Here is a 23,203-nt window from a genome sequence, read left to right as displayed (position 1 = left end):
TACCTCGGGGGACCGGGCCGCTTCCTCGCGGGGCGGTCAGGCGAGGAGCAGGACGCCCACGAGGGCCGTCGCGGTGACGAGCACCGCGGAGAGGGCGCCCAGCACGAGCGACCGCCGCCCGGTGCGCACGAGCGTCGGCACGTCCACGCCGAGCCCGAGGGCGAACATCGCCGCGACGAACGCGAGCGTCGAGGCCGTGACGAGGACGGCGAGCACCGGCGCGGGCACCACCCCGAGGCTGCGGAGCGCCACCGCCGCGACGAACCCGACGACGAACCACGGCACCGGGGCGACGCGTCGCTTCTTGGCCTCCGCACCCGCGCCCACGCCGCGGGACACGCCGTCCTCCGCACCGGTCGACGGCGCAGCGCCCGGCGCCCCGAGCGCGCTCGTGGTCGCGAGCGCCGACGCCGCGCGTCGGGCCCCGCGGGCCACGACGACCCCGGCGACGGCGACGAGCGGCGCGAGCAGGGCCACGCGCGCGAGCTTCGCGACCGTCGCGGTGGCGAGCGCCGGCGCGGAGATCGTCCCGGCCGCGGTGACGACCTGCGCGACCTCCTGGACGCTCGCGCCGATCCAGAGCCCGGCCCGGTCGTCGGTGAGCCCGAGCAGCCCTGCGAGCCAGGGCAGCACGACGATCGCGAGGGTGCCGTAGACGGTGACGAGCGCGAGCGCGGTGGCGACGCCGTCGTCGTCCTCGCGCACCTCGTCGGGCGTGCGACCCGGCCGGTCCACGACGCCCTGCATCGCGGAGATCGCGGCGGCCCCGCACACGGAGAAGCCGGTCGCGACGAGCAGTGTCGTCACGCGCGGCACGCGCAGCACGCGGCCGAGCGCGAGCGTGCCCGCGAAGGTGACGGCGAGCGTCGTCGTGACGACGACGAGCCCGCGCCAGCCCAGCCCCAGCACCTCCGGGAGCGAGAGCTGGAAGCCGAGAAGCACGACGCCCACCCGGAGCACGACGCGCGACGTCCACGCGACGCCGGGACGCGTGGCGGCGACCGTTGCCCCGCCCCGCCGGGTCGTCGCGAGCCGGCCGAGCGCCGGGGCGACGAGCGCGCCCAGGACGAGCGCGACGACGAGCGGGGACACCGTCGGGACCAGGCGCGCGCCCGCGAGCACGAGGAGCGTCGCCGCGCCCACGAGGACGAGCCCGGGGACGAGCGCGCGCGGTCCGCGCGGTCCGCGCGGTGCGTCGGGGCGCTGGTCGGGTGCGGGCGCCGGGGGAGCGGCCGTGACCGCCGGGACGCCTCGGGTCGCGAGGGCCTCCGTGCGGGCCGAGGGAGGTGCAGGCTGGGTCATGCTTCCAGCGTGCTGCGGCCGGTGCGGCGGCAGAAGAGCGACTTCCCTCGCGAGGCATAGAGTGGGTCTATGGCCTCGACCGCCCGCGACAGGACGTCCCTCTCCGCGCTCGAGCTGCTCGTCGCGACCGACTCGCACGGGTCGATCAGCGCGGCGGCCCGCGCGCTCGGCGTCGCCCAGCCCACGGCGTCGGCAGGCCTGCGCGCGCTGGAGCGCCGCCTCGGCCTCGACCTCCTCGAGCGCACGACGCGCGGGTCCCGGCTCACCGAGACCGGCCGCGCGACGGCGGCGTGGGCGCGCGAGGTGATCGAGGCCTCCGACCGCTTCGAGACCTCCGTCGCGGCGCTGCGCGACGCCCCGGCGGCCCGGGTGCGCGTCGCGGCCAGCCTCACGGTCGCGGAGTACCTGGCGCCGCGCTGGCTCGCGCGGCTCGCGCTCGAGGGGGCGCCGGGCGGCGGGGCTCCCGACGTCGAGCTCGTCGTCCGCAACTCCCGCGAGGTGACCGACCTCGTGCTCGACGGCGGCGTGGAGCTCGGGTTCGTCGAGAGCGCGACGCTGCGGCGCGGGCTGCGCAGCCGCACCGTCGCGCACGACCGGCTCGTCGTGGTCGTCGGCCCCGCACATCCCTGGGCGCGCCGCAGCGCCGTGCGCGTCGACGAGCTGCTGTCCGGGGGGCTCGTCGTGCGCGAGCGCGGCTCGGGCACGCGCGAGACGCTCGAGCGCGGCCTCGCGGCGCTCGGCGAGCGCCTGCCGGACCACCTGCCCTACCTCGGCTCCACCGCGGCGCTGAAGACGGCCGTGCAGCACGGCGGGGGGGTCGCCGTGCTGTCGAGCCTCGCCGTCGCCGACGACGTCGCGCGGGGCGCTCTCGTGCGGGTCGCGGTGCCGGGGCTCGAGCTGGACCGCCGGCTGCGGATGGTCTGGAAGGACGGCACGGCGCTCTCCTCGGCCGCGCGCCGCATCGCGGCGGCTGCGGCCGCGGCGTCGGGCTGACGGGCCGGCTCAGCCCGGCGTGTCCGCGCGCACGCTCGCGTCCCAGCGCCAGCGCGTGCGCCGGGGCCGACCCGGGAGCTCGTCCCGGCCGGTCGCCCAGAGGAGCACAGCGTCGGGGCCCTCGTCCGGACCCGTCTCGACGTCGGGAAACAGGCGCGTCAGCGCCCGGGCCGCCAGACCCGGGGGGAACGGGGTGGGTGCGTCCGTGAGCCCGAGCAGGACGTCGTGGCCGTGCACGAGGACCTCGACGACCCCCATCGCCGCGAAGCCGTCGGCGTCCGAGACCCCGTACGGGTGGAAGGCGCGCGCGCCCGCGGGCCGCGTCTCGGCGAGCGTCGCGAGCAGCTCCCCGCCGCCGACGAGCGCCTCGACGAGCCCCGCCGTCCCGGCCGCGCGGTCGACGTGCGCGATCTCGCCCTCGCCCTTGGGCCCGACGAGCGGCACGTACGCGAGCGCGGGGAGCGCCGCGAGCTGGAGCGCGTAGGCGAGGAGGTCGTCCACGACGTGCTCCGTCGTCGTCCAGCACGACCAGCGGACCGGACCGGCCTGCGCGTCGAACGCCGACACGGGCTGGTCCACGAGGCGGTCGGCGAGCCATCGGACGGCCACCCGGACGTCGTCGCCCGTGATCGTGCCGCGTGCGCCCGTGCCGCTCATGCTGCGCCCGGTGCGTCGGGGCGCACGTCCGCGCGCCAGCACTGGGCGAGGTAGGGGAGATCCACCTCGGTGCGGCCGGCGAGGTCGGGGTGGGTCGCGACGAGCCGGTCGATCTCGTCCAGCAGCTCCTCGCGCCGCGCCGGCGGGAGGGTCAGGAGGTAGCTGCGCGACGCGGCGAGCGGGCGCAGCGAGGACGTGGTGACCCGGTCGGCCCACGGCACCGTGCGGTGCTCGGGCGTCGTGAAGAGGCGCTCGGAGAGCGCGGGCTCCCGGTAGCTGTGCTCGAGCGTGTCACCCCGGTGGATGATCTCGGTGAACCGGCCCACCCAGTCCACCGAGCTGTCCCGGACGTTCCACACGATGCCGAGCCGGCCGCCGGGCCGCAGCACGCGCGCGATCTCCGGCTGGGCCGCGGGGGAGAACCAGTGCCACGCCTGGGCGACCAGCACGGCGTCGACGCTCGCGTCCGGCAGCGGGACGGCCTCCGCCGATCCGGGGAGCGCCTCGGCCTCGGGGACGGTCTCCGCGAGACGGCCCCGCATCGCGTCCGACGGCTCCACGGCGACGACCTCGAGGCCGCGCGCGACGAGCCGCTCCGTGAGCTTCCCGGTGCCGGCGGCGAGGTCCAGGACGCGGTGCGCGCCGTCGGGCACGAGCCAGTCGACGGCCGCGTCCGGGTAGGACGGCCGGGTGGAGGCGTACTGCGCGGCACCGTGCTCGAACGACGCGGCCCGGTCGGCGCGCGAACCGGGGTCGAGGGAGTCTCCAGGGCTCATGCCCCGACGGTGCCAGACGGCGGCCGTGCCCGTCGACCGCAGGACGCGCGCGTCGCCGGGCCGCTCGGGCGCGCGGAGCGCATTTGGTCCGCGTCGGCATGTCCGGTAATGTTCTCGGCCGGTGGGACCTCCACGGGAGGGAGCCAGGGGACGGGTCTATGACTCGTCGTCCCGGCTTCCCGACGCGGATCGGTTACCCCCTTGGGGTATGGTGTAATTGGCAGCACGAGTGATTCTGGTTCACTTAGTCTAGGTTCGAGTCCTGGTACCCCAGCGAAGAGCTCCGGCTCTGGAGCTCGCGGTCAAGACCGCGAGAAACATGAGGTAGAGTTCTCACCGGAGAAACGGACCGGAAACGGTACGAAGCTCCACAGGCCCCCATCGTCTAGCGGCCTAGGACGTCGCCCTCTCACGGCGGTAACACGGGTTCAAATCCCGTTGGGGGTACAGAAGAAGGCCCGGTCACCATCACGGTGACCGGGCCTTCGTCGTTTCTTCTTGATGCCCGACGCCCGATGCCCGCGCGTCGATCGACGACGGGCCGTGGCCGATGCCCGGTGTGACGCACGTCGCGTGGCGCGCGAGACCCCGCGGGGTCGGCGTCGGAGCCTGTGCTGTCGGGTGGTGGGTGGTGCAGTCGGGTCACGGAGCGCCGTCGCGCCCGGGTCCGGGCTCGTACGGCTTCGGGATGGGCGTCGACGACGGCCGTGGGGGCGTGACCGGCACGTACGTCGCGCGGTGCTCGCCGGAGACCGTCCAGCCCTGCTCGTCCTCGCCAGGGCCCGCCTGCCGGCCGGCGGGACGCACGGTGTCCCGCGCCGCGTGAGCGTCGCCGGTCACGGGGATCGGCTGGGTGGGCCCGCTCGACGCGCCGGCGGACCGGCCAGGCACGACGACGACCCGCGGGTCCGTCGGGAGCGGTGCCGGGGGAGGCGGGGTCGTGGCGGCCGGGCTGCGCCCGTCCCACGCGGGCGCGGGCTCGACCGGAGGCGGCTCGGCAGGCTGCGGCGGGCGTGGCGCGGGCGGCGGCACGGTCGCGGGCAGCGCACCACCCGTCGTCGCGGCGGCCCCGCCCGGGCCGACCGGCGCTCCGCCCGGTCGGACGCCCGGGATGAACAGCGTGTCGCACAGCAGGCGATAGGTCCGATCCGGGTGCGCGACCCAGTCGATCTGGCGCAGCGCCTGGTCCTGCCCGGCGGACTCGAGCAGGAACTGGCCGTAGCCCAGCACGCGCCCGACGAGCGAGCGCCCGTAGTTCATGTCCGTCACCTTGGTCAGCGGCATCATCGCCACCTTGTGCGTGATGAGGCCGTAGAGCAGGAGCAGGCGCTTGTCCGTGGCGACGAACCACTCGTTGCGCCACTCGAAGACCTTCCACACCAGGCGGGCGGCGAGGATCAGCCACAGCCACCACAGCACCAGCACGCCGTCGCCGACCGCGGGGCCGGCCTGCACGACGAGCCAGGCGATCACGACCGCGCCCGCGACCGTCGTCGCGACGGGCTCGACGAGCATCCCCCAGTGGTGGCGCGTCGCGATGACGACCCGCTCGCCGTTGAGCACGTAGCGGTCCAGGATCCTGCTGCGAGGTCCGCCGCGGGCCACGGTCAGTCCAGGAGCGAGCTGAAGAACTGGCCGATCGAGCGGAACGCCCCGACGATCACGTCCCAGATGCCCTCGACGATGTCGGCCGCGCGGTCCGGGCTCGTGACGATCGCGTACACGGCGAAGATCACGAGGACCCAGATCAGGGCGGCCTTCAGCTTCGGGTGCATCGGAACTCCTCGTGTCTCGGGATCGGACGGTCAGCGGTCGCCCCCGCGACCGCTGCGCTGTCCGGGCGTCGGGCACGCACAGCATGGCAGCAGCCGGGGACATTTTGACAGGGCGCGTCCCGTTTGCGGCCCGCGGCACGCCGACGCCGGCCCGGTGCGGGCCGGCGTCGGTCGGCTCACTCGCCGGCGCGGCGGAGGACCTCGGTGAGGCGGTTCGCGGCGGCGACGACCGAGCCGGAGTGCAGCCGCCCGGGCTGGCGGCTCAGGCGCTCGACCGGGCCCGAGATGGAGACGGCGGCCACGACCCGGCCGGACGGGCCGCGCACGGGCGCGGAGACCGACGCGACGCCGAGCTCGCGCTCGGAGACGGACTGGGCCCACCCGCGGCGTCGGACGCCGGAGAGGATCGTGGCGGTGAAGACGGCCTCGCGCAGCCCGCGGTGCAGCCGGTCCGGCTCCTCCCACGCGAGGAGGACCTGGGCGGCGGAGCCCGCGTTCATGGTGAGCGTCGCGCCGACGGGGATCGAGTCGCGCAGGCCGACGGGGCGCTCGGCGGCCGCGACGCAGATGCGGTGGTCGCCCTGGCGGCGGTAGAGCTGGGCACTCTCGCCCGTGTGGTCGCGCAGCGCCGTCAGCACGGGGTTCGCGGCGGCGAGCAGGCGGTCCTCGCCGGCCGCGGTCGCGAGCTCGTTGAGCCGGGGGCCGAGGACGAACCGGCCCTGCATGTCGCGCGCGACCATGCGGTGGTGCTCGAGGGCGACGGCGAGGCGGTGCGCCGTCGGGCGGGCCAGGCCCGTGGCCGTGACGAGCTGGGCGAGGGTGGCAGGTCCGGACTCCAGGGCGCCCAGGACGGAGGCCGCCTTGTCCAGCACTCCGACTCCGCTAGTATTGTCCATAGGTCGATATTGACGTCTCACGCACTGAGATGCAAGTCCGGCACGGATGTTCCACCCGCTGGACGTCTTCACCGGCAGGATGCCGGACGGCGGACCATCGACCCAGGCGGCTCTCCGTACCCCCCAGGAGGACCGTGACAGACGACGAGGAGATGAGCTACATGGCCGGCACGCTGGCGGAGAAGGTCTGGGACGCGCACCTGGTGCGACGAGGCACCGACGGGTCGCCCGACCTCCTCTACATCGACCTCCACCTCGTGCACGAGGTCACCAGCCCCCAGGCGTTCGAGGGGCTGCGCCTCGCGGGCCGCCCGGTCCGCCGCCCCGACCTCACCATCGCGACCGAGGACCACAACACCCCGACGCTCGACATCGACCTGCCGATCGCGGACCTCACGAGCCGCACGCAGATCGACACGCTGCGCAACAACGCGCGCGAGTTCGGTGTCCGGATCCACTCGCTCGGCGACGCCGACCAGGGCATCGTGCACCAGGTCGGGCCGCAGCTCGGGCTCACCATGCCCGGCCTGACGGTCGTGTGCGGCGACTCGCACACCTCGACGCACGGTGCGTTCGGTGCGCTCGCGTTCGGCATCGGCACGTCCGAGGTCGAGCACGTGCTCGCCACGCAGACGCTCCCGCTCGCCCCGTTCAAGACCATGGCGATCAACGTCGACGGCGAGCTGCCGCCCGGCGCCACGAGCAAGGACATCATCCTCGCGATCATCGCCAAGATCGGGACGGGCGGCGGCCAGGGCTACGTCCTGGAGTACCGCGGCGAGGCCATCCGCAAGCTCTCCATGGAGGCGCGGATGACGATCTGCAACATGTCGATCGAGGCGGGCGCGCGCGCCGGCATGATCGCCCCGGACGACACGACGTTCGAGTACCTCAAGGGCCGCCCGCACGCGCCCGAGGGCGCCGACTGGGACGCGGCCGTCGAGTACTGGCGCACGCTGCGCTCCGACGACGACGCCGTGTTCGACACCGAGGTCACGCTCCGCGCGTCCGACCTCGAGCCCTTCGTCACGTGGGGCACCAACCCCGGTCAGGGCCTGCCCATCTCCGCGACCGTGCCCGTCCCCGAGCAGATCGCGGACGAGAACGAGCGCGTCGCCGCCGAGCGCGCGATCGAGTACATGGGCCTCACGCCCGGCCAGCCGCTGCGCGAGATCCCCGTCGACACGGTCTTCATCGGGTCGTGCACCAACGGCCGCATCGAGGACCTGCGCTCGGTCGCGAAGGTCGTGCAGGGCAAGAAGAAGGCCGACGGCGTCCGCGTCCTCGTCGTCCCGGCGTCCGCGCGCGTGCGCCTCCAGGCCGAGGCCGAGGGCCTCGACCAGATCTTCCTCGACTTCGGCGCGGAGTGGCGCAACGCCGGCTGCTCGATGTGCCTGGGCATGAACCCCGACCAGCTCCAGCCGGGCGAGCGCGCCGCCTCGACGTCGAACCGCAACTTCGAGGGCCGCCAGGGCAAGGGCGGGCGCACGCACCTCGTGTCGCCGCTCGTCGCCGCCGCCACCGCGCTGCGCGGGACGCTCTCCTCGCTGAGCGACCTCGACCTGCCCGAGGGCACCGACATCACGTCCTTCGACGGCACGCCGCTCGCGCCGCTCGACCCGCGCGTCCTCGTGCAGGTCTGAGCCAACCGCGCCGCGCTGCCCCACTCGTCGCCCCGAAGACCCGAAGAGGTTCCTGCCATGGAGAAGTTCACGACCCACACCGGCGTCGGCGTCCCGCTGCGCCGCAGCAACGTCGACACCGACCAGATCATCCCCGCCGTCTACCTCAAGCGCGTGACGCGCACCGGGTTCGAGGACGCGCTGTTCGCCGCCTGGCGCGGCGACCCCACGTTCGTCCTCAACCAGGACGCCTACCGTGCGGGCTCCGTGCTCGTCGCCGGGCCCGACTTCGGCACCGGCTCGTCGCGCGAGCACGCCGTCTGGGCGCTCAAGGACTACGGCTTCCGCGTCGTCCTCGCGTCGCGCTTCGCCGACATCTTCCGCGGCAACTCCGGCAAGCAGGGCCTCGTCGCAGGCATCGTCGCGCAGGAGGACGTCGAGCTGCTCTGGAAGATCCTCGAGACCAACCCGGGCACCGAGGTGACGGTCGACCTCGTCGCCCGCACCGCGTCGGCGCTCGACGTCACCGTGCCGTTCCAGATCGACGACTACACGCGCTGGCGCCTCATGGAGGGCCTCGACGACATCGGCCTCACGCTCCAGCACGAGGACGAGATCTCCGCGTTCGAGGCGACGCGCGCGTCGTGGCGCCCGAAGACGCTGCCGGCGAAGACGCTGCCCAAGGTCGAGATCGAGGCGGCGCGGCCCGTCGGCTAACGGTTCTGCGACGCGGGGCCGGGGGCGGGCTCTGGGGTGGTGACGACGGGTCTACCATCCGCAGGGCTCGTCCCTCGCCCTGCTCCCGCCGGGCCCGCCACGACCCGTCGTCACCACCCCAGAGCCCGCCCGTGATCGTGTCGCCGACACGTCGCGCGGCCGAGCCCGTGCGTGCGTCGCCTCGCCCCGTCCCTGCTCAGGGACGGGGCGGGCCCGCATTGATCGCGGCGAGCAGCGACTCCGGGGTCGCGGTCTCGGGGTTCCAGCGGGACTCGACCCACCAGGTCGCTCCGGCGTCGGCGAGGCCGGCGAGCTGGTCGGCCGCCGCGGAGCGGTCCGCCGGGAGCTCGCCCTGGACGACGACGTCGAACGGCCGGGCCGCGTCGAGGCCCAGCTCGGCGCGACGCGTGGTGAGCCAGCCGACGAGGGCGGAGACGTCGTCGGGCGTGGGCACGTCGAAGCCGCGGTCGCCGCGGAGCTGGAGCACGATCCCGTCGGCGCGCAGGGTGCGGTCGAGCGAGCGCACCGGCGGGCGCTCGGCGTCCCACACGCCGACCGGCCAGACCGGCACGTGGTGGCCGACGACGGCGCGCTCGACCGGGCGCGGCAGGAACTGCATCTCCCCCGTCCGCACGTGGGTTCCCTCGAACGTGAACCGCTCGCCGGTCCATGCGCGGTCGAGGTAGGCGAGCGCGTCGTCGAGCAGCTCCGCGCGCTCGCGCAGCGACTGCTGCTGGCCCGGCACGGCGGAGAAGCCGCCGTCGTCGAGCACACCGACGCCGACCGGCAGCACGAGGCGACCGCCCGACAGGTGGTCGACGGTCAGCGCCTGGCGCACGACCTCCCACGGCTTGCGGCGGGGGAGCGCGAAGACCATCGCGCCCAGCGTGATCCGCTCGGTCCGGACCGCCGCCGCGGCGAGCACCGCCCACGGGTCGAACGTGTCGACCGGCATGGACAGCAGGCTCAGCCCGTCCCACGAGAAGAACCCGTCCCAGCCGGCGTCCTCCGTCCCGACCGCCATCTCCAGCACCTGGGCGGCGGAGCCGAAGCTCCCGACCACCCCGACCTTGATCCCCGACCCTGTCCCCGTCGTCGCTGCGCTCATCCACCCGACACTACGCGGCCCCACCCACACCGCTGAGTGCGGGAAAGAGTCGCGCGCGAGGTGCCGGGACGCGACTGTTTCCCGCACTCAGCGTCGTGCGCTCAGCGGTCAGGGGAGCGGGACGACGTCGACGCGCACGATGCGCCGCCGCGCGACGTCGGTCACCGTGAGCCGGTAGCCGTCCGCGTCGACGTGGTCGCCCACGACGGCGAGGCGGCCGAGCTGCGCCAGGACGAAGCCGGCGACGGTCTCGTACGGGCCGTCGGGGAGCTCGACGCCCGTGCGGCGTGCGAACTCCTCGATCGTCTGTCCGGCGTCCACGCTCGTCGTCGCGCCGTGCTCGCGCGCGGGCGACGGCTCGTCGGCGTCGTACTCGTCGCGGATGTCGCCCACGAGCTCCTCGACGAGGTCCTCGAGCGTGACGATCCCGTCGGTGCCGCCGTACTCGTCGACGACGACGGCGATGTGCACGCCCTCGCGCCGCATCTGCGACATCGCGGGCAGCACGGTGTTCGTCGCGGGCAGCGCGAGGATGGGCCGCACGACGTCGCGCACGGTGAGGGCGCGCCCCGTCGTCGGGTCCGTCGGCGGGTGGTCGGGGCAGTCCCGGCCGAGGAGGTCGCGCACGTGGAGGAACCCGACGACGTCGTCGAAGTCGTCGCCCGTCACCGGGTAGCGCGAGTACGGGCCCGCCGCGACCGTCTCGGCGGCGTCCGCGAGGGGGGTGTCGGCCGCGAGGAACGCGACCTCGCCGCGCGGCGTCATCGCCTCGGCGAGCGAGCGGTCGCCCGCCGCGAACACGTCGTCGAGGATGCGGCGCTCGTCCTCGGGCAGCGACTCGTGCGCGAGCACGATCTCGCGCAGCTCCTCCTCGCTCATCTCCTCGCTGCGCGCCGAGGGGTCGCCGCCGAGCAGCCGCACGACGCCGTCGGTCGAGCGCGACAACAGCCAGATGACGGGCCGCATGAGGGTCGCGAACCGGTCCAGGGGAGGGGCGACGACGAGCGCGACGCCCGCCGAGCGCTGCAGCGCGATGCGCTTGGGCACGAGCTCGCCGAGCACCAGGGAGAGGTAGGCGATGACGAGGGTGAGCCCCACGAGCGCGACGGTGTCCGCGAGCCCGCTCGACAGCCCCAGGTCCTCGAGCGCGGGCGCGAGGTCCGGTGCGAGCGTCGACGCGCCGTACGCGGCTGAGAAGAAGCCCGCCACGGTGACGCCGATCTGCACGGCGGCGAGGAACCGGTTGGGGTCGCGCGCGACCGCCGCGACCCGGGCGCCGCGCGCCGATTGCTTCTCGATGCGGGCGACCTGGCTCTCGCGCAGCGAGACGAGCGCGATCTCGGTCCCGGCGAAGACGCCGCCGACGAGGATGAAGAGCAGGACGAGGCCGATGTTGGTCCAGGTGCCGGAGTCCATGCCTCATCCAACCAGGCCGCTCGGCCCGGCGTGGGCTCAGCCGGCGGTCGGTGCCGGGCCGTCCGGCGTCGTCGGCTCGGTCGTGGCGGGCTCGCCGTGCTTGCGGCGCGGGATCAGGTGCGCCACGAGGACCACGACGCCGCCGACCACGATCCCGACGACGGCGGAGCACGCCGTGTTGACGAGCCAGCCGAGGAACCCGCCCACGCCCGCGACCCCGGTCACCGCGTGCTCGAGGTGGTGCACGACGTCGTACGGGCCGTGCCAGCCGAGGTCGTACGTGCCCTGGAGCAGGATGTGGCCGCCCACCCAGAGCATCGCGACGATCCCGACGATCGAGATGACGGACATGACCTTCGGCATCGCGCTCACGAGCCCGCGCCCGAACGACTGGACCCAGGGCGTGTCGCGCTTCGCGAGGTGCAGGCCGATGTCGTCCATCTTCACGATGAGCGCCACGACCCCGTAGACGAGGACCGTGATGAGGATCGCGACGATCACGAGGATGATCAGACGCGACCAGAAGTTCTCCGAGGCGACCTCGTTGAGCGCGATGACCATGATCTCCGCGCTGAGGATGAAGTCGGTGCGGACCGCGCTCGACACCACCGAGTCCTCGTCGACCGCCTTCTTCTCGGTCTTCGTCTCGACCTCGGCGTGGTGCCGCCCCGAGACGAGCTCCCACACCTTCTCGGCGCCCTCGAACGCGAGGTACGTGCCGCCGAGCATGAGCAGCGGCGTGAGCAGGAAGGGCAGGAACTGGCTCAGCAGCAGGATCGCCGGGAGGATGAAGAGCAGCTTGTTGCGCAGCGACCCCGTCGCGATGCGCTTGATGACCGGCAGCTCGCGCTTGGCCGCCAGGCCCTCGACGTAGCGGGGCGTGACGGCGGTGTCGTCGATGACGACGCCCGTCGCCTTCGCGCTCGCACGCCCGGCGGCCGCGCCGACGTCGTCGATCGAGGCGGCCGCGAGCTTGGCGAACGCCGCGATGTCGTCCAGGAGGGCAGCGAGTCCGAAGGCCATGGGTGGGTGCTCCGTGCGCCGGCCCGTGTCGCCGCGCACGGGCCCGCTGGTCGAGTGGACGCGGCCGCAGCATCGTAGCGACTCCGCCCCCACCACGCGTCGCAGGACCGCACCCGCCGGGGCGCCGAGCACGGGACCAGCGACCGGATCGAGGCGATTCCGGTCGCCCACCCCGTGCTCGGCGCCCCGGCGGTGTGGCGGACGTCGCGCACGCGGGCGCGCCACGGCCGATGCTGCGCCAGTAGGCTTGAGGCCATGGCATCCCACTACGACGTCGTCGTCCTCGGTGCAGGTCCCGGTGGTTACGTGGCCGCGATCCGTGCAGCCCAGCTGGGTCTGTCGGTCGCGGTCGTGGAGGAGAAGTACTGGGGTGGGGTGTGCCTCAACGTGGGCTGCATCCCGTCCAAGGCGCTCCTGCGCAACGCCGAGCTCGCGCACATCTTCCAGCACGACGCGAAGACCTTCGGCATCTCCGGAGAGGTCAGCTTCGACTTCGGCGCGGCGTTCGACCGCTCGCGCACCGTCGCGGAGGGGCGCGTCAAGGGCGTGCACTTCCTCATGAAGAAGAACAAGATCACCGAGTACGACGGCCGCGGCACGTTCCGCGACGCGCACACGCTCGACGTGAAGCTCGCCGACGGCTCGACCGACCAGGTGACGTTCGACAACGTCATCATCGCGACCGGCTCGAAGGTACGCCTGCTCCCGGGCGTCGAGCTGTCCGAGAACGTCGTCACGTACGAGAAGCAGATCCTCACGCGCGACCTGCCCCGCTCGATCGCCATCGTCGGCGCGGGCGCGATCGGCATGGAGTTCGCCTACGTCCTCAAGAACTACGGCGTGGACGTGACGATCATCGAGTTCCTCGACCGCGCGCTGCCCAACGAGGACGCCGACGTGTCGAAGGAGATCGCCAAGCAGTACAAGAAGCTCGGCGTCAACCTGCTCACCTCGACCGCCGTCCAGACGGTCAAGGACAACGGCGCCGACGGCGTCACCGTCAGCTACAAGGGCGTCAAGGACGACAAGCCGGGCGAGCTCGTCGTCGACAAGGTCCTCATGGCCGTCGGCTTCGCGCCCAACGTCGAGGGCTTCGGCCTGGAGAACACCGGCGTCCAGCTCACCGAGCGCGGCGCCATCGCGATCGACGACGTCATGCGCACCAACGTCGAGCACATCTACGCCATCGGCGACGTCACCGCCAAGCTCATGCTCGCGCACGTCGCGGAGGCGCAGGGCGTCGTCGCGGCCGAGACCATCGGCGGCGCCGAGACGCTCACGCTCGGCGACTACCGCATGATGCCGCGCGCGACGTTCTGCCAGCCGCAGGTCGCGAGCTTCGGCCTCACCGAGCAGCAGGCGCGCGACGAGGGCTACCAGGTCAAGGTCGCGACCTTCCCGTTCATGGCGAACGGCAAGGCGCACGGCCTCGGCGACCCGGTCGGCTTCGTCAAGCTCATCTCCGACGAGACCTACGGCGAGCTCCTCGGCGGCCACCTCATCGGCCCCGACGTCTCCGAGATGCTGCCCGAGCTCACGCTCGCGCAGAAGTGGGACCTCACGGTCAACGAGGTGGCGCGCAACGTGCACACCCACCCGACGCTATCCGAGGCCGTCCAGGAGTCGATCCACGGCCTCGCGGGGCACATGATCAACTTCTGACCCGTCAGACGCGGTCGCCCGCGCGGGCGACCACCCGAGCCGAGGCCCGGACCTGCTTGTCTCAGGTCCGGGCCTCGTGCTGTCCGGCGGGCGTGCGTGCGCCTGGGGACGAACGTGCCCCCCCGCGCGCCCTCGCCGGGGAGGCGGACGGTCCGCCGGGCGATCCGCCGGTGCCGCTAGGCGAGCGTCCGCGTCACGTGCTCGAGCCATCGGGCGACGGTGACCAGCTCGTCGGGGGTGAAGCCCTCGGTGAGGCGGTCGTTCAGCTCGGCGAGCGCGGCGCGGACGTCGTCGAGCGCCGCGGTGCCGGTGGGCGTGAGGTCCAGGCGGACGGTGCGGCGGTCGTCGGGGTCGGGGCGACGGCGCACGAGGTCCGCGCGCTCCATGCGGGCGAGCAGTCCGCTGGTGCCGGCGGGGGAGGCCTGCAGCGCGGCCGTCACCTCGCCGATCGTCGCGCCGGGGTGGGTGGCGAGGTGCAGCAGCACGCCGGCGGCGGCGGCCCCGAGTCCCGGGCCGCCGTCCCCGGTCGTGCGCGCGCTGCCGCGGCGCGCGATCCAGCGCCGCATCTGGCGCTCCGCCGCGGTGGTGAGGAACACCAGCCGCGGCGGGCGGCCCGTCATCGTCGCGGCTTCCTGGCGGGGAAGTGGACGTTCCCGTCCTGCTGCGACGGGGCGGCCGCGGCGCGCGCGTCGAGCCAGGCGAGGAGCTCGGGCCAGAGCGTGTCGCGCAGGCCGCGGCGGAAGAAGCCCATGTGGCCGATCGCCTCCACGCCGCCGTCGGCGGGGCTCCAGGTGCGGCGCTCGACGTGGGCGGCCGTGAGGCGGTCGGTGATCGCGCCGATCTGCGCGGGGGTGGCCCACGGGTCGTCGGTGAACCCGACGGCGAGGACGTCGCCCGTGACGCGTGCCGCGTCCGCGGCGGCGCGCATGGTCGGGTCGTCGAAGAAGTAGCCCGGCATGGTCGACCAGCGACTCCACTCGAGCATCGCGGCGGCGGGCATGTCCTCCCCGAGGCTCAGACGACGGCCGGGGACGTGGCCGAGCACCCGGGCCGTCGCGGGGCCGAGCGCCCGCAGGATCAGTCGGACGCGCGCTCGCTCGGCGCGGTCGGGGATCGCGGACGTCGCGGCGACGTGGGACGCGACCGTGACGAACCCGGCCAGGCCCCGTGAGCCCTTGCCGAGCGCGAGCGCGTGCCCGCCGATGCTGTGCCCGACGGCGAGCTGGGGCACGTCGCCGAACCGCGGGCGGGCCCACGCGGCGACCGCGGGGACGTCGTCGGCCATCCAGTCGCGCATGCGCAGGCCGCGGTGGTCGCGGGGGCTGCCGGACCGGCCCGTGCCGCGGTAGTCGTAGGTGACGGCGACATACCCATGGGTGGCGAGGAACTCCGCGAACCCCGTGTACAGGCGCTCGGGGACCGCCGTCGCGGGGTGGATCACCACGACACCGCGGGGGGACTCCTCGGCGGGCTTGCGCACCGTGCCGACGACCCAGCCGCCCGCCGGGATCTGGATCCGCAGCTCGTCGGAGCCCACCGTCGCCGGGCTGTCGTTTCGCATGCGAAGTACCTTAGCGGGCTCCGTGGGTGAGGTCGTGCGTGCGCTGACGCGGCGCGAGCGAGAGGTGCACGAGCAGCTCGCGGCCGGGCTCTGCAGGCCGTCGGGCTCGCGTACCGCGTGGGTCCGGTCTCGGCGGACCAGGGCGCTCGTCGTCGGCGCACGGGGCGGGCGCGCTGCGAGCGCGCGCGGACGCCCCCATGCTGGACGTTCCGCCGAACGACGACAGGGGAGTTGCTCATGTCCGACCAGACCACGCCGCAGGACCCCACGACGCAGGAGCCGCAGCCGGAGCAGCCCGCCGACCAGCTCCAGCCGCCGGGACGCACGGGCGACATGTCGCAGGAGCCGGACCACGGGGAGACCACCTACCGGGGGTCCGGCCGGCTCGACGGGAAGCGGGCGCTGATCACCGGCGGCGACTCGGGCATCGGCCGGGCGGTCGCGATCGCGTTCGCGCGCGAGGGCGCGGACGTCGCGATCTCGTACCTCCCGGAAGAGGAGGAGGACGCCCGCACGACGGCCCGGTGGATCGAGGACGCGGGCCGCACGGCCGTGCTGCTGCCGGGCGACATCCGCGACGAGGCGTTCTGCCGGCAGCTCGTCGCGGACGCCGTCGCGGGCCTCGGCGGGCTCGACGTGCTGGTGAACAACGCCGCGTACCAGATGGCGCAGGACGAGGGCCTGCGGGGGATCACGACCGAGCAGCTCGACCGGGTCCTCAAGACGAACGTCTACGCGCTGTTCTGGATCACGCAGGCGGCGCTCGACCACCTGCCCAGCGGCGGCGCGATCATCAACACGACCTCCGTCCAGGCGTTCGACCCGAGCCCTCCGCTGCTCGACTACGCCAGCACCAAGGCGGCGATCCTCAACTTCACCAAGGGGCTGGCGCAGCAGCTCGCGCCCGAGGGCATCCGCGTCAACGCCGTGGCGCCCGGGCCGATCTGGACGCCGCTCATCCCGGCCACGATGCCCGAGGAGAAGGTCGAGCAGTTCGGTGCCGACACGCCGCTCGGCCGCGCCGGGCAGCCCGCCGAGCTCGCGCCGGCGTACGTGTTCTTCGCCTCGCAGGAGTCGAGCTACATCACCGGCGACCGCATCGGCGTGACCGGCGGTCGGCTGCTCTGACGGGTTCTCCCGTCCCCGGCGCGACCAGGCGGCGGCCACCCCACCCGGGTGCGCCGCCGTCGTCGTGCGCGGGAGAAGATGGTCCCGGGGGACACCGACCGAGAAGGAGACCCATGCCCGCGCCCACGACGCCCACCCGCGAGTTCGTCACCGGCCTGCCGAAGGCCGAGCTGCACCTGCACCTGGAGGGCACGCTCGAGCCCGACCTCAAGCTGCGCCTCGCGCAGCGCAACGGCATCGACATCGGCCAGTCGACGGTCGAGGAGGTGCGCGCGACGTACGCGTTCGACTCCCTGACGAGCTTCCTCGCCGTGTACTACCCGGCGATGGAGGTGCTGCAGACCGCGGACGACTTCTACGAGCTCGCCGACGCCTACCTCGCCCGCGCGGCGGCGGACGGCGTGAAGCACGCCGAGATGTTCTTCGACCCGCAGGCGCACACGTCGCGGGGCGTGCCGTTCGAGGCGGTCGTCACCGGGTACCACCGCGCCGCGGCCGAGGCGCCGAGCAAGCACGGCATCGACGCGCACCTCATCCTGTGCTTCCTGCGCGACCACTCCGCCCAGAGCGCGGCCGAGACGCTCGAGGCGTCGGTGCCGTTCCGCGACAAGATCCTGGGCGTCGGGCTCGACTCCGACGAGCGCGACAACCCGCCGCAGAAGTTCGCGGACGTGTTCGCGCGCGCCCGCGAGCTCGGGTACCGGCTGACGATGCACTGCGACATCGACCAGGTCGGCAGCATCGACAACATCCGGACCGTGCTCGACGAGATCGGCGTGGACCGGGTGGACCACGGCACGAACGTCGTGGAGGACCCGGCGCTCGTCGACGTCGTGCGCGAGCGTGGGCTGGGCCTCACGACGTGCCCGATCTCGAACTCGTTCGTCACCGACGACATGAAGGCGACCGAGATCGCCGGCCTGCTGCGCTCGGGCGTGCGCGTCACCGTGAACTCCGACGACCCGGCGTACTTCGGCGGCTACGTCGCGGAGAACTACGTCGCGCTCGCGGAGGCGGCGGGCCTCACGACGCAGGAGGTCGTGCAGCTCGCGAGGAACTCGTTCGAGGCGTCGTGGCTCGGCGACTCGCAGCGCGCGGCCTACCTCGCCGAGATCGACCGGTACGTCGCGGCGTTCGACGCGACCGCCGTCTGACCCGGCCACCCGCCCCGCCGAGGTAGAGCCTTGGTCCGCCGAGGTAGAGGCGTGGTCACGACCACGCCTCTACCTCGCGGGACCGGGGCTCTACCTCGGGCGGCCGAGGCTCTGTCTCGCGGTTCTGGGCGCTCGTCCCGCGCGGACGTACCGGGGAGTAACGTGTCGGGGACGGCCGCCGCCGTCGGTTCGGCGGCGAGCACCCCCGCAGGGGGTGAATAATCTCCGGGTGCCGCACGTTGGCACGCACGGGACCCGCGCGCGCGGAACGGCCGTCCGCGGCCCCGCACGCGGGCCCTGCCCGCAGGGGCACCACGACCACCGGCTTGGCGAGAGGGCGACCAGAGCTCATGAAGGATGTGCTGTACGTCGACGGCGGGACCCCGCTGGACGGGACGATCACCGTGCGCGGCGCGAAGAACTTCGTGTCCAAGGCGATGGTGGCGTCGTTGCTGGGGGAGTCGCCGAGCGTGCTGCGCAACGTGCCGCAGATCCGCGACGTCGGCGTCGTGACGGGGCTGCTGGAGCTGCACGGCGTCACCGTGAAGTCCGACCCGGACGCGGGGATCCTCGACCTGGACCCGTCGAACGTCGAGTCGGCGCACGTCGCGGACATCGACGCGCACGCGGGCTCGAGCCGCATTCCGATCCTGTTCTGCGGCCCGCTGCTGCACCGTCTCGGTGAGGCGTTCATCCCGGATCTGGGCGGCTGCCGGATCGGCGACCGGCCGATCAACTACCACCTGGACATCCTGCGCCAGTTCGGCGCGGTGGTGGACAAGCGGGAGAACGGCATCCACATCCGTGCGCCGCGCCGCCTCCAGGGCACGAAGATCGCGCTGCCGTACCCGTCGGTGGGCGCGACCGAGCAGCTCCTGCTGACCGCGGTGCGCGCCGAGGGCATCACGGAGCTCGCGAACGCCGCGATCGAGCCCGAGATCATGGACCTCATCGCGGTGCTCCAGAAGATGGGCGCGATCATCTCGGTCGACACCGACCGCGTGATCCGCATCGAGGGCGTCGACCGCCTCGACGGCTACACGCACACCGCGCTCGGCGACCGCATCGAGGCGGCCTCGTGGGCGTCGGCCGCGCTGGCGACTGGCGGCGACATCACGGTCAAGGGCGCGACGCAGCCCGAGATGATGATGTTCCTCAACACGTTCCGGAAGGTCGGCGGCCGGTTCGACGTCCAGGACGACGGCATCCGGTTCTGGCACCCGGGCGGCGACCTGTCGCCGATCGTGCTCGAGACGGACGTGCACCCGGGCTTCATGACGGACTGGCAGCAGCCGCTCGTCGTGGCCCTCACCCAGGCCAAGGGCCTGTCGATCGTGCACGAGACGGTCTACGAGAACCGCTTCGGCTTCACGGACGCGCTGCGCGGCATGGGCGCGACCATCCAGGTCTACAAGGAGTGCCTGGGCGGGCGCGACTGCCGGTTCGGGCAGCGCAACTTCCACCACTCCGCGGTCATCTCGGGCCCGACGCCGCTCACCGCGGCCGACATCGAGGTGCCCGACCTGCGCGGCGGCTTCTCCCACCTCATCGCCGCGCTCGCCGCGAAGGGCACGTCGACCGTGCGCGGCATCAGCCTCATCGACCGCGGCTACGAGAACTTCCAGGACAAGCTGGTCGCGCTCGGCGCGGACGTCCGTCGGGACTGAGCCGTCCACGGGTGCCCGGGGCACCCACCTCATGACGACTGTCACGGCCTCGCACGCGGTCCGCGTGCGAGGCTGTTCGTCGTGATCACCCGACCGCGCACGTTCCTCGACGTGTGGAGCCGTCGGACCGGCCCCGAACGGTTCGACTCCTACACCCGATGGTCGCTCTACTTCCTCTCGGGGACCGAGCCCTTCATCGCGCTCGCCCTCATCGGGAGCGACCGGACGTTCGACCCGTCGGTGGCGCGGTTCTGGCTGGCGCTCGTCCTCGTGCACACGGTCGTCTGCATCCTCACGCTGCGCGCCGGGATCGGGCACTTCCTCGGCGGACGCCGCGTCCACCCGGTGCTGCTCGTCCTCCTCGGGGTCCTCTCGCTCGCGGTCGCCGCGCTCGCCGTCGGCACGTTCCCCGTGGACGGCGCCGACGACGTCGCCGCGAGCGGCCGCTACTACGCGATGCTCCTGGGCCTCGGGTACGGGGTGCTGGCGCTCGTCCCCCTGCTCACCTTCCGGCGGGTCGCGCTCGTCGCGCTGGTCCTCGCCGTCGTCACCGGGTGCTCCGTGTGGATGGGCACCGGGCCCGTGACGGCGCGGACGGCGGGCATGGCGGTAGGCCTCGGCCTCTCGGTCCTGGTCATGCTGCTCGGCGTCTTCGGCTCGTACCGCGCCTCGGTCTGGATGCTCGGCGTCGTGTGGGAGCAGGAGCGCACGCGCGTGCTCCACGCCCGTCTCGCGGTCGCGGAGGAGCGGCTGCGGTTCTCGCGCGACCTGCACGACGTCTTCGGGCGCACCCTGTCCGTCGTCGCCGTGAAGAGCGAGCTCGCGGCGGAGCTCGCGGCCCGCGGACGCCCCGGAGCCGAGGAGCAGATGCTCGAGGTCCGCCGCATCGCGCAGGACGCGCTGCGCGAGGTGCGCGCCGTCGTCGCGGGCTACCGCACGGCCGACCTCGGCGCCGAGCTGGCCGGGGCGCGGTCCGTCCTGCGGTCCGCCGGGATCGAGACGACCGTGCACGGCGACGAGACCCCCGTGGGCGAGGACGCGCAGGAGGCGCTCGCGTGGGCGGTCCGGGAGGCCGTGACGAACGTCGTGCGGCACTCGACCGCGCGCACGTGCACCATCACGGTCCACCGCGACGGGGCGTCGAGCGTCGTGGAGGTCGTCAACGACGGCGTCCCGACGGCGCCGCGCACCGGCGGCGGGTCGGGCCTCGTCGGGCTCCGTGAACGCCTGGAGGGCGCCGGCGGTCGCCTCGAGACGTGGGTCGACGACGGGCGGTTCGGGCTCGTGGCCCGCGTGCCCGACGCCGCCCGTCCCCACCGCACGTCCCCGTCCCCGCTCCCCGAGAGGACCACCCCGGCGTGATCCGCATCCTCCTCGCCGACGACGAGAACCTCATCCGCGACGCCGTCGCGTCGCTCCTCGCGCTCGAGGACGACCTCGAGGTCGTGGCGCAGGCGGCGTCCGGCCCCGAGGCCGTCGCGGCCGCGCTCAAGCTCCGGCCCGACGTCGCCGTGCTCGACCTCCAGATGCCGGGCCTCGACGGCGTCGAGGTCGCGCAGCGGCTCGCCGGCGAGCTGCCGTCGTGCGGCGTCGTCATCGTCACGAGCCACGGACGCCCGGGCTACCTCAAGCGCGCGCTCGAGGCGGGCGCGCGGGGCTTCCTCCCGAAGACCGTCTCGGCGCGCGTCCTCGCGGACGTCGTGCGCCAGGTGCGCGACGGCGGCCGCTACGTGGACCCGGAGCTCGCCGCGGAGGCGATCGCCGCGGGCGCGAGCCCGCTCACGCCGCGCGAGGCCGACGTGCTCGAGCTCGCGGCCGACGGCGCCCCCGTCGAGGAGATCGCGACGCGCGCCCACCTCGCGCCCGGCACGGTGCGCAACTACCTCTCGTCCGCGGCGGCCAAGCTGGGCGCCGCGAACCGGCACGAGGCCGCGCACGCCGCGCGACGGCACGGCTGGATCTGAGGGCGGGCTCCGCCCGGTAGGCTCGGTGACCGTGCCGAGCCAGCCCCAGACCCCGCGCGCGTACAAGACCTTGGCGTTCCTGCTGCGCCCGATCCTGTTCGCGATCACCCGACGCGACTGGCGGGGTGCCGAGAACCTGCCCGACGGCGGGTTCATCGCCGCCGCCAACCACGTCACCGAGGTCGACCCGGTGACGCTCGCGCACTTCCTCTACGACCAGGGCCGCGCCCCCAAGATCACGGCGAAGGCCTCGCTCTGGAAGGTGCCCGTGCTCGGCGGCCTCCTCACCCGCACCGGGATGATCCCCGTGCACCGCGGCACGGCCGGTGCCGCGCAGTCGCTCGTCGACTCCACCGCGCGGCTGGACGAGGGCGAGTGCGTCGTGTTCTTCCCCGAGGGCACGCTCACGCGCGACCCGGACGGCTGGCCCATGGTGGGCAAGACAGGCGTCGCGCGCCTCGCGCTCACGAGCCGGGCGCCCGTCGTCCCCATCGCCCAGTGGGGCGCGCACCGGCTCCTCGCGCCGTACGGCAAGGTGTTCAAGCCGATCCCGCCCAAGCAGGTCGCGGTCCACGCCGGGCCGCCCGTCGACCTCTCCGACCTCTACGACCGCCCGCAGGACACCGCGACGCTGCGCGAGGCGACCGAGCGCATCATGGCCGCGATCACGAGCCAGCTCGAGGAGATCCGCGGCGAGCAGGCTCCCGCCGAACGGTTCGACCTGCGCCGTCGGCCCGGGACGGAGGACCGCGCGTGAGCGCCGAGCGCATCGTCGCCGCCGTCCTCGGGTCCGGCAGCTGGGGCACCACGTTCGCCGCCGTCCTGGCCGACGCCGGGTGCGAGGTGCGCCTCTGGGGCCGCGACGCCGAGGTCGCCGAGCAGGTGAACACCTCGCGCCGCAACGAGAAGCGGCTGCCGGGCATCGACCTCCCCGAGGGGATCCGCGCCACGACCGACGCGGCCGAGGCGCTCGCGGGCGCCGGGCTCGTCGTCGTCGCGGTGCCCTCCCAGGTGGCGCGCGACACGCTCACGGAGCTCCGCCCGCACGTGGCGCCCGGCGCCGTCGCGGTGTCCCTCATGAAGGGCGTCGAGCTGAGCACCGACCGGCGCATGAGCGAGGTCGTCGCGGAGTCGCTCGGCCTGGCTCCCGAGCGCGTCGCCGTCGTCTCGGGGCCGAACCTCGCGCGCGAGATCGCGCACCGGCAGCCGACGGCGACCGTCGTGTCGTGCGCCGACGACGACGTGGCACGCTACGTGGCGCGCGCGTGCTCGTCGTCGTACTTCCGCCCGTACACCAATCGGGACGTGGTCGGCGTCGAGCTGTGCGGCGCGGTGAAGAACGTCATCGCGCTCGCCGTGGGCATCGCCCAGGGCCGCGGGTTCGGCTACAACACCACCGCCACCGTCATCACGCGCGGCCTGGTCGAGATCACGCGCCTCGGGCTCGCGCTCGGGGCGGACGCGGAGACGTTCCCCGGGCTCGCGGGGATGGGCGACCTCGTCGCGACGTGCTCGTCGCCGCTCTCGCGCAACCACACGCTCGGCAAGCACATCGGCCAGGGCCTGAGCCTCGACGACGCGATCGCCGCGACCGGCGGCACGGCGGAGGGCGTGAAGTCGTGCCGCTCGGTGCTCGAGCTCGCGCGCAAGGTCGGTGTCGACATGCCCATCACGGCCGGGGTCGTCGCAGTGCTCCACGAGGGCATGCCCGTCGACGAGATGGCGCGCGGTCTGCTGTCGCGGCCGCAGAAGGCCGAGGGCGTCTCGGCGGAGCGCTGAGGC

The 23,203-nt window shown here is 73.8% G+C and carries 22 protein-coding genes and 2 tRNA genes; 13 read left to right on the top strand and 11 right to left on the bottom strand.

Annotation, left to right across the window (positions count from 1 at the left end):
- Positions 1–36: 36 nt before the first annotated feature.
- Positions 37–1,302: a YeiH family protein gene (locus RSE42_RS12585; protein ID WP_415296464.1), complete on the bottom strand. Its 1,266-nt coding sequence runs from the start codon at positions 1,300–1,302 to the stop codon at positions 37–39.
- Positions 1,303–1,371: 69 nt separating this feature from the next.
- Between RSE42_RS12585 and RSE42_RS12580 the strand changes: the two genes are divergently transcribed.
- The gene (locus RSE42_RS12580; protein ID WP_415296462.1) at positions 1,372–2,295 is read left to right on the top strand and encodes a LysR family transcriptional regulator; all 924 of its coding nucleotides are present in this window, start codon (positions 1,372–1,374) and stop codon (positions 2,293–2,295) included.
- 9 nt (positions 2,296–2,304) lie between these two features.
- Here the strand turns inward: RSE42_RS12580 and RSE42_RS12575 are convergent, their stop codons facing one another.
- Positions 2,305–2,952, bottom strand: coding sequence for a hypothetical protein (locus tag RSE42_RS12575; protein ID WP_043656671.1), 648 nt, complete (start codon positions 2,950–2,952; stop codon positions 2,305–2,307).
- The gene (locus RSE42_RS12570) at positions 2,949–3,728 is read right to left on the bottom strand and encodes a class I SAM-dependent methyltransferase (RefSeq protein WP_043656645.1); all 780 of its coding nucleotides are present in this window, start codon (positions 3,726–3,728) and stop codon (positions 2,949–2,951) included. Before RSE42_RS12570 ends, RSE42_RS12575 begins: the two co-directional genes overlap by 4 nt.
- Before the next feature lie 202 nt (positions 3,729–3,930).
- Between RSE42_RS12570 and RSE42_RS12565 the strand changes: the two genes are divergently transcribed.
- Positions 3,931–4,002, top strand: a tRNA-Gln gene (locus RSE42_RS12565).
- Between the two features lie 100 nt (positions 4,003–4,102).
- Positions 4,103–4,175: transfer RNA gene (locus RSE42_RS12560), tRNA-Glu, on the top strand.
- Positions 4,176–4,370: 195 nt separating this feature from the next.
- On the opposite strand, the gene RSE42_RS12555 is transcribed toward RSE42_RS12560, so the two are convergent.
- From RSE42_RS12555 to RSE42_RS12545, 3 genes are all read right to left on the bottom strand, one after another.
- A complete protein-coding gene (locus RSE42_RS12555; RefSeq protein ID WP_415296459.1) occupies positions 4,371–5,333 on the bottom strand; it encodes a PH domain-containing protein in 963 nt (320 codons plus the stop codon).
- A gap of 2 nt (positions 5,334–5,335) precedes the next feature.
- The gene (locus RSE42_RS12550) at positions 5,336–5,503 is read right to left on the bottom strand and encodes a hypothetical protein (RefSeq protein WP_163187158.1); all 168 of its coding nucleotides are present in this window, start codon (positions 5,501–5,503) and stop codon (positions 5,336–5,338) included.
- 176 nt (positions 5,504–5,679) lie between these two features.
- Positions 5,680–6,399 carry an IclR family transcriptional regulator gene (locus RSE42_RS12545; RefSeq protein ID WP_034654517.1) on the bottom strand — a complete coding sequence of 240 codons (720 nt, stop codon included), beginning with the start codon at positions 6,397–6,399 and terminating at the stop codon, positions 5,680–5,682.
- A 161-nt stretch (positions 6,400–6,560) separates the two neighbouring features.
- Between RSE42_RS12545 and leuC the strand changes: the two genes are divergently transcribed.
- Together leuC and leuD are read left to right on the top strand one after the other, a co-directional pair.
- Positions 6,561–8,042, top strand: coding sequence for a 3-isopropylmalate dehydratase large subunit (gene leuC, locus RSE42_RS12540; protein WP_074809932.1), 1,482 nt, complete (start codon positions 6,561–6,563; stop codon positions 8,040–8,042).
- Between the two features lie 57 nt (positions 8,043–8,099).
- Positions 8,100–8,738 (top strand): 3-isopropylmalate dehydratase small subunit, encoded by a 639-nt coding sequence (leuD, locus tag RSE42_RS12535; RefSeq protein ID WP_034654518.1) that lies wholly within the window; start codon positions 8,100–8,102, stop codon positions 8,736–8,738.
- 196 nt (positions 8,739–8,934) lie between these two features.
- On the opposite strand, the gene RSE42_RS12530 is transcribed toward leuD, so the two are convergent.
- The 3 genes from RSE42_RS12530 to RSE42_RS12520 form a co-directional block, all read right to left on the bottom strand.
- The gene (locus RSE42_RS12530) at positions 8,935–9,846 is read right to left on the bottom strand and encodes an LLM class flavin-dependent oxidoreductase (RefSeq protein ID WP_415296457.1); all 912 of its coding nucleotides are present in this window, start codon (positions 9,844–9,846) and stop codon (positions 8,935–8,937) included.
- Between the two features lie 108 nt (positions 9,847–9,954).
- The gene (locus tag RSE42_RS12525; RefSeq protein ID WP_137281022.1) at positions 9,955–11,262 is read right to left on the bottom strand and encodes a hemolysin family protein; all 1,308 of its coding nucleotides are present in this window, start codon (positions 11,260–11,262) and stop codon (positions 9,955–9,957) included.
- Between the two features lie 36 nt (positions 11,263–11,298).
- Positions 11,299–12,285 (bottom strand): DUF808 domain-containing protein, encoded by a 987-nt coding sequence (locus RSE42_RS12520; protein ID WP_415296454.1) that lies wholly within the window; start codon positions 12,283–12,285, stop codon positions 11,299–11,301.
- 255 nt (positions 12,286–12,540) lie between these two features.
- Between RSE42_RS12520 and lpdA the strand changes: the two genes are divergently transcribed.
- Complete coding sequence (gene lpdA / locus RSE42_RS12515; protein ID WP_034654525.1) at positions 12,541–13,947, top strand: dihydrolipoyl dehydrogenase; 1,407 nt, start codon at positions 12,541–12,543, stop codon at positions 13,945–13,947.
- A gap of 176 nt (positions 13,948–14,123) precedes the next feature.
- Here lpdA and RSE42_RS12510 read toward each other — a convergent pair whose 3' ends face one another.
- Complete coding sequence (locus RSE42_RS12510; protein ID WP_114552892.1) at positions 14,124–14,567, bottom strand: MarR family winged helix-turn-helix transcriptional regulator; 444 nt, start codon at positions 14,565–14,567, stop codon at positions 14,124–14,126.
- Positions 14,564–15,508 (bottom strand): alpha/beta fold hydrolase, encoded by a 945-nt coding sequence (locus RSE42_RS12505; protein ID WP_114552891.1) that lies wholly within the window; start codon positions 15,506–15,508, stop codon positions 14,564–14,566. Before RSE42_RS12505 ends, RSE42_RS12510 begins: the two co-directional genes overlap by 4 nt.
- A gap of 237 nt (positions 15,509–15,745) precedes the next feature.
- On the opposite strand from RSE42_RS12505, the gene RSE42_RS12500 reads away from it, so the two are divergent.
- The 7 genes from RSE42_RS12500 (at position 15,746) to RSE42_RS12470 (ending at position 23,200) form a co-directional block, all read left to right on the top strand.
- A complete protein-coding gene (locus tag RSE42_RS12500) occupies positions 15,746–16,636 on the top strand; it encodes an SDR family oxidoreductase (RefSeq protein WP_342804074.1) in 891 nt (296 codons plus the stop codon).
- A gap of 113 nt (positions 16,637–16,749) precedes the next feature.
- Entirely contained in the window at positions 16,750–17,790 is a 1,041-nt protein-coding gene (locus tag RSE42_RS12495) for an adenosine deaminase (protein WP_043654883.1), read from the top strand.
- Positions 17,791–18,140: 350 nt separating this feature from the next.
- Entirely contained in the window at positions 18,141–19,457 is a 1,317-nt protein-coding gene (gene murA, locus RSE42_RS12490) for a UDP-N-acetylglucosamine 1-carboxyvinyltransferase (RefSeq protein ID WP_021481138.1), read from the top strand.
- Positions 19,458–19,538: 81 nt separating this feature from the next.
- Entirely contained in the window at positions 19,539–20,819 is a 1,281-nt protein-coding gene (locus RSE42_RS12485; RefSeq protein WP_051028166.1) for a sensor histidine kinase, read from the top strand.
- Positions 20,816–21,421 carry a response regulator transcription factor gene (locus RSE42_RS12480; RefSeq protein ID WP_061266816.1) on the top strand — a complete coding sequence of 202 codons (606 nt, stop codon included), beginning with the start codon at positions 20,816–20,818 and terminating at the stop codon, positions 21,419–21,421. Before RSE42_RS12485 ends, RSE42_RS12480 begins: the two co-directional genes overlap by 4 nt.
- A 31-nt stretch (positions 21,422–21,452) precedes the next feature.
- Complete coding sequence (locus tag RSE42_RS12475) at positions 21,453–22,178, top strand: lysophospholipid acyltransferase family protein (RefSeq protein WP_034654564.1); 726 nt, start codon at positions 21,453–21,455, stop codon at positions 22,176–22,178.
- On the top strand, positions 22,175–23,200 hold the full coding sequence (locus RSE42_RS12470; RefSeq protein WP_415296449.1) for an NAD(P)H-dependent glycerol-3-phosphate dehydrogenase: 1,026 nt from the start codon (positions 22,175–22,177) through the stop codon (positions 23,198–23,200). The genes RSE42_RS12475 and RSE42_RS12470 overlap by 4 nt, the downstream gene beginning before the upstream one ends.
- The last annotated feature ends 3 nt before the right edge of the window (positions 23,201–23,203 follow it).

The organism is Cellulosimicrobium sp. SJTW-1, assembly GCF_047716875.1.
Classification (GTDB): Bacteria; Actinomycetota; Actinomycetes; order Actinomycetales; family Cellulomonadaceae; genus Cellulosimicrobium; species Cellulosimicrobium funkei.
This window is presented reverse-complemented; position numbering and strand designations above follow the sequence as displayed.

What these genes read in the sequence shown, in the direction of transcription:
- RSE42_RS12550 (WP_163187158.1), bottom strand. Translation starts at nt 5,503, where the DNA reads ATGCACCCGAAGCTGAAGGCCGCCCTGATCTGGGTCCTCGTGATCTTC.
- murA (WP_021481138.1), top strand. Translation starts at nt 18,141, where the DNA reads ATGAAGGATGTGCTGTACGTCGACGGCGGGACCCCGCTGGACGGGACG.
- leuD (WP_034654518.1), top strand. Translation starts at nt 8,100, where the DNA reads ATGGAGAAGTTCACGACCCACACCGGCGTCGGCGTCCCGCTGCGCCGC.
- RSE42_RS12520 (WP_415296454.1), bottom strand. Translation starts at nt 12,285, where the DNA reads ATGGCCTTCGGACTCGCTGCCCTCCTGGACGACATCGCGGCGTTCGCC.
- RSE42_RS12570 (WP_043656645.1), bottom strand. Translation starts at nt 3,728, where the DNA reads ATGAGCCCTGGAGACTCCCTCGACCCCGGTTCGCGCGCCGACCGGGCC.
- RSE42_RS12575 (WP_043656671.1), bottom strand. Translation starts at nt 2,952, where the DNA reads ATGAGCGGCACGGGCGCACGCGGCACGATCACGGGCGACGACGTCCGG.
- leuC (WP_074809932.1), top strand. Translation starts at nt 6,561, where the DNA reads ATGGCCGGCACGCTGGCGGAGAAGGTCTGGGACGCGCACCTGGTGCGA.
- RSE42_RS12495 (WP_043654883.1), top strand. Translation starts at nt 16,750, where the DNA reads ATGCCCGCGCCCACGACGCCCACCCGCGAGTTCGTCACCGGCCTGCCG.
- RSE42_RS12530 (WP_415296457.1), bottom strand. Translation starts at nt 9,846, where the DNA reads ATGAGCGCAGCGACGACGGGGACAGGGTCGGGGATCAAGGTCGGGGTG.
- RSE42_RS12580 (WP_415296462.1), top strand. Translation starts at nt 1,372, where the DNA reads ATGGCCTCGACCGCCCGCGACAGGACGTCCCTCTCCGCGCTCGAGCTG.
- RSE42_RS12500 (WP_342804074.1), top strand. Translation starts at nt 15,746, where the DNA reads ATGTCCGACCAGACCACGCCGCAGGACCCCACGACGCAGGAGCCGCAG.
- RSE42_RS12510 (WP_114552892.1), bottom strand. Translation starts at nt 14,567, where the DNA reads ATGACGGGCCGCCCGCCGCGGCTGGTGTTCCTCACCACCGCGGCGGAG.
- RSE42_RS12525 (WP_137281022.1), bottom strand. Translation starts at nt 11,262, where the DNA reads ATGGACTCCGGCACCTGGACCAACATCGGCCTCGTCCTGCTCTTCATC.
- RSE42_RS12505 (WP_114552891.1), bottom strand. Translation starts at nt 15,508, where the DNA reads ATGCGAAACGACAGCCCGGCGACGGTGGGCTCCGACGAGCTGCGGATC.
- RSE42_RS12545 (WP_034654517.1), bottom strand. Translation starts at nt 6,399, where the DNA reads ATGGACAATACTAGCGGAGTCGGAGTGCTGGACAAGGCGGCCTCCGTC.
- lpdA (WP_034654525.1), top strand. Translation starts at nt 12,541, where the DNA reads ATGGCATCCCACTACGACGTCGTCGTCCTCGGTGCAGGTCCCGGTGGT.
- RSE42_RS12585 (WP_415296464.1), bottom strand. Translation starts at nt 1,302, where the DNA reads ATGACCCAGCCTGCACCTCCCTCGGCCCGCACGGAGGCCCTCGCGACC.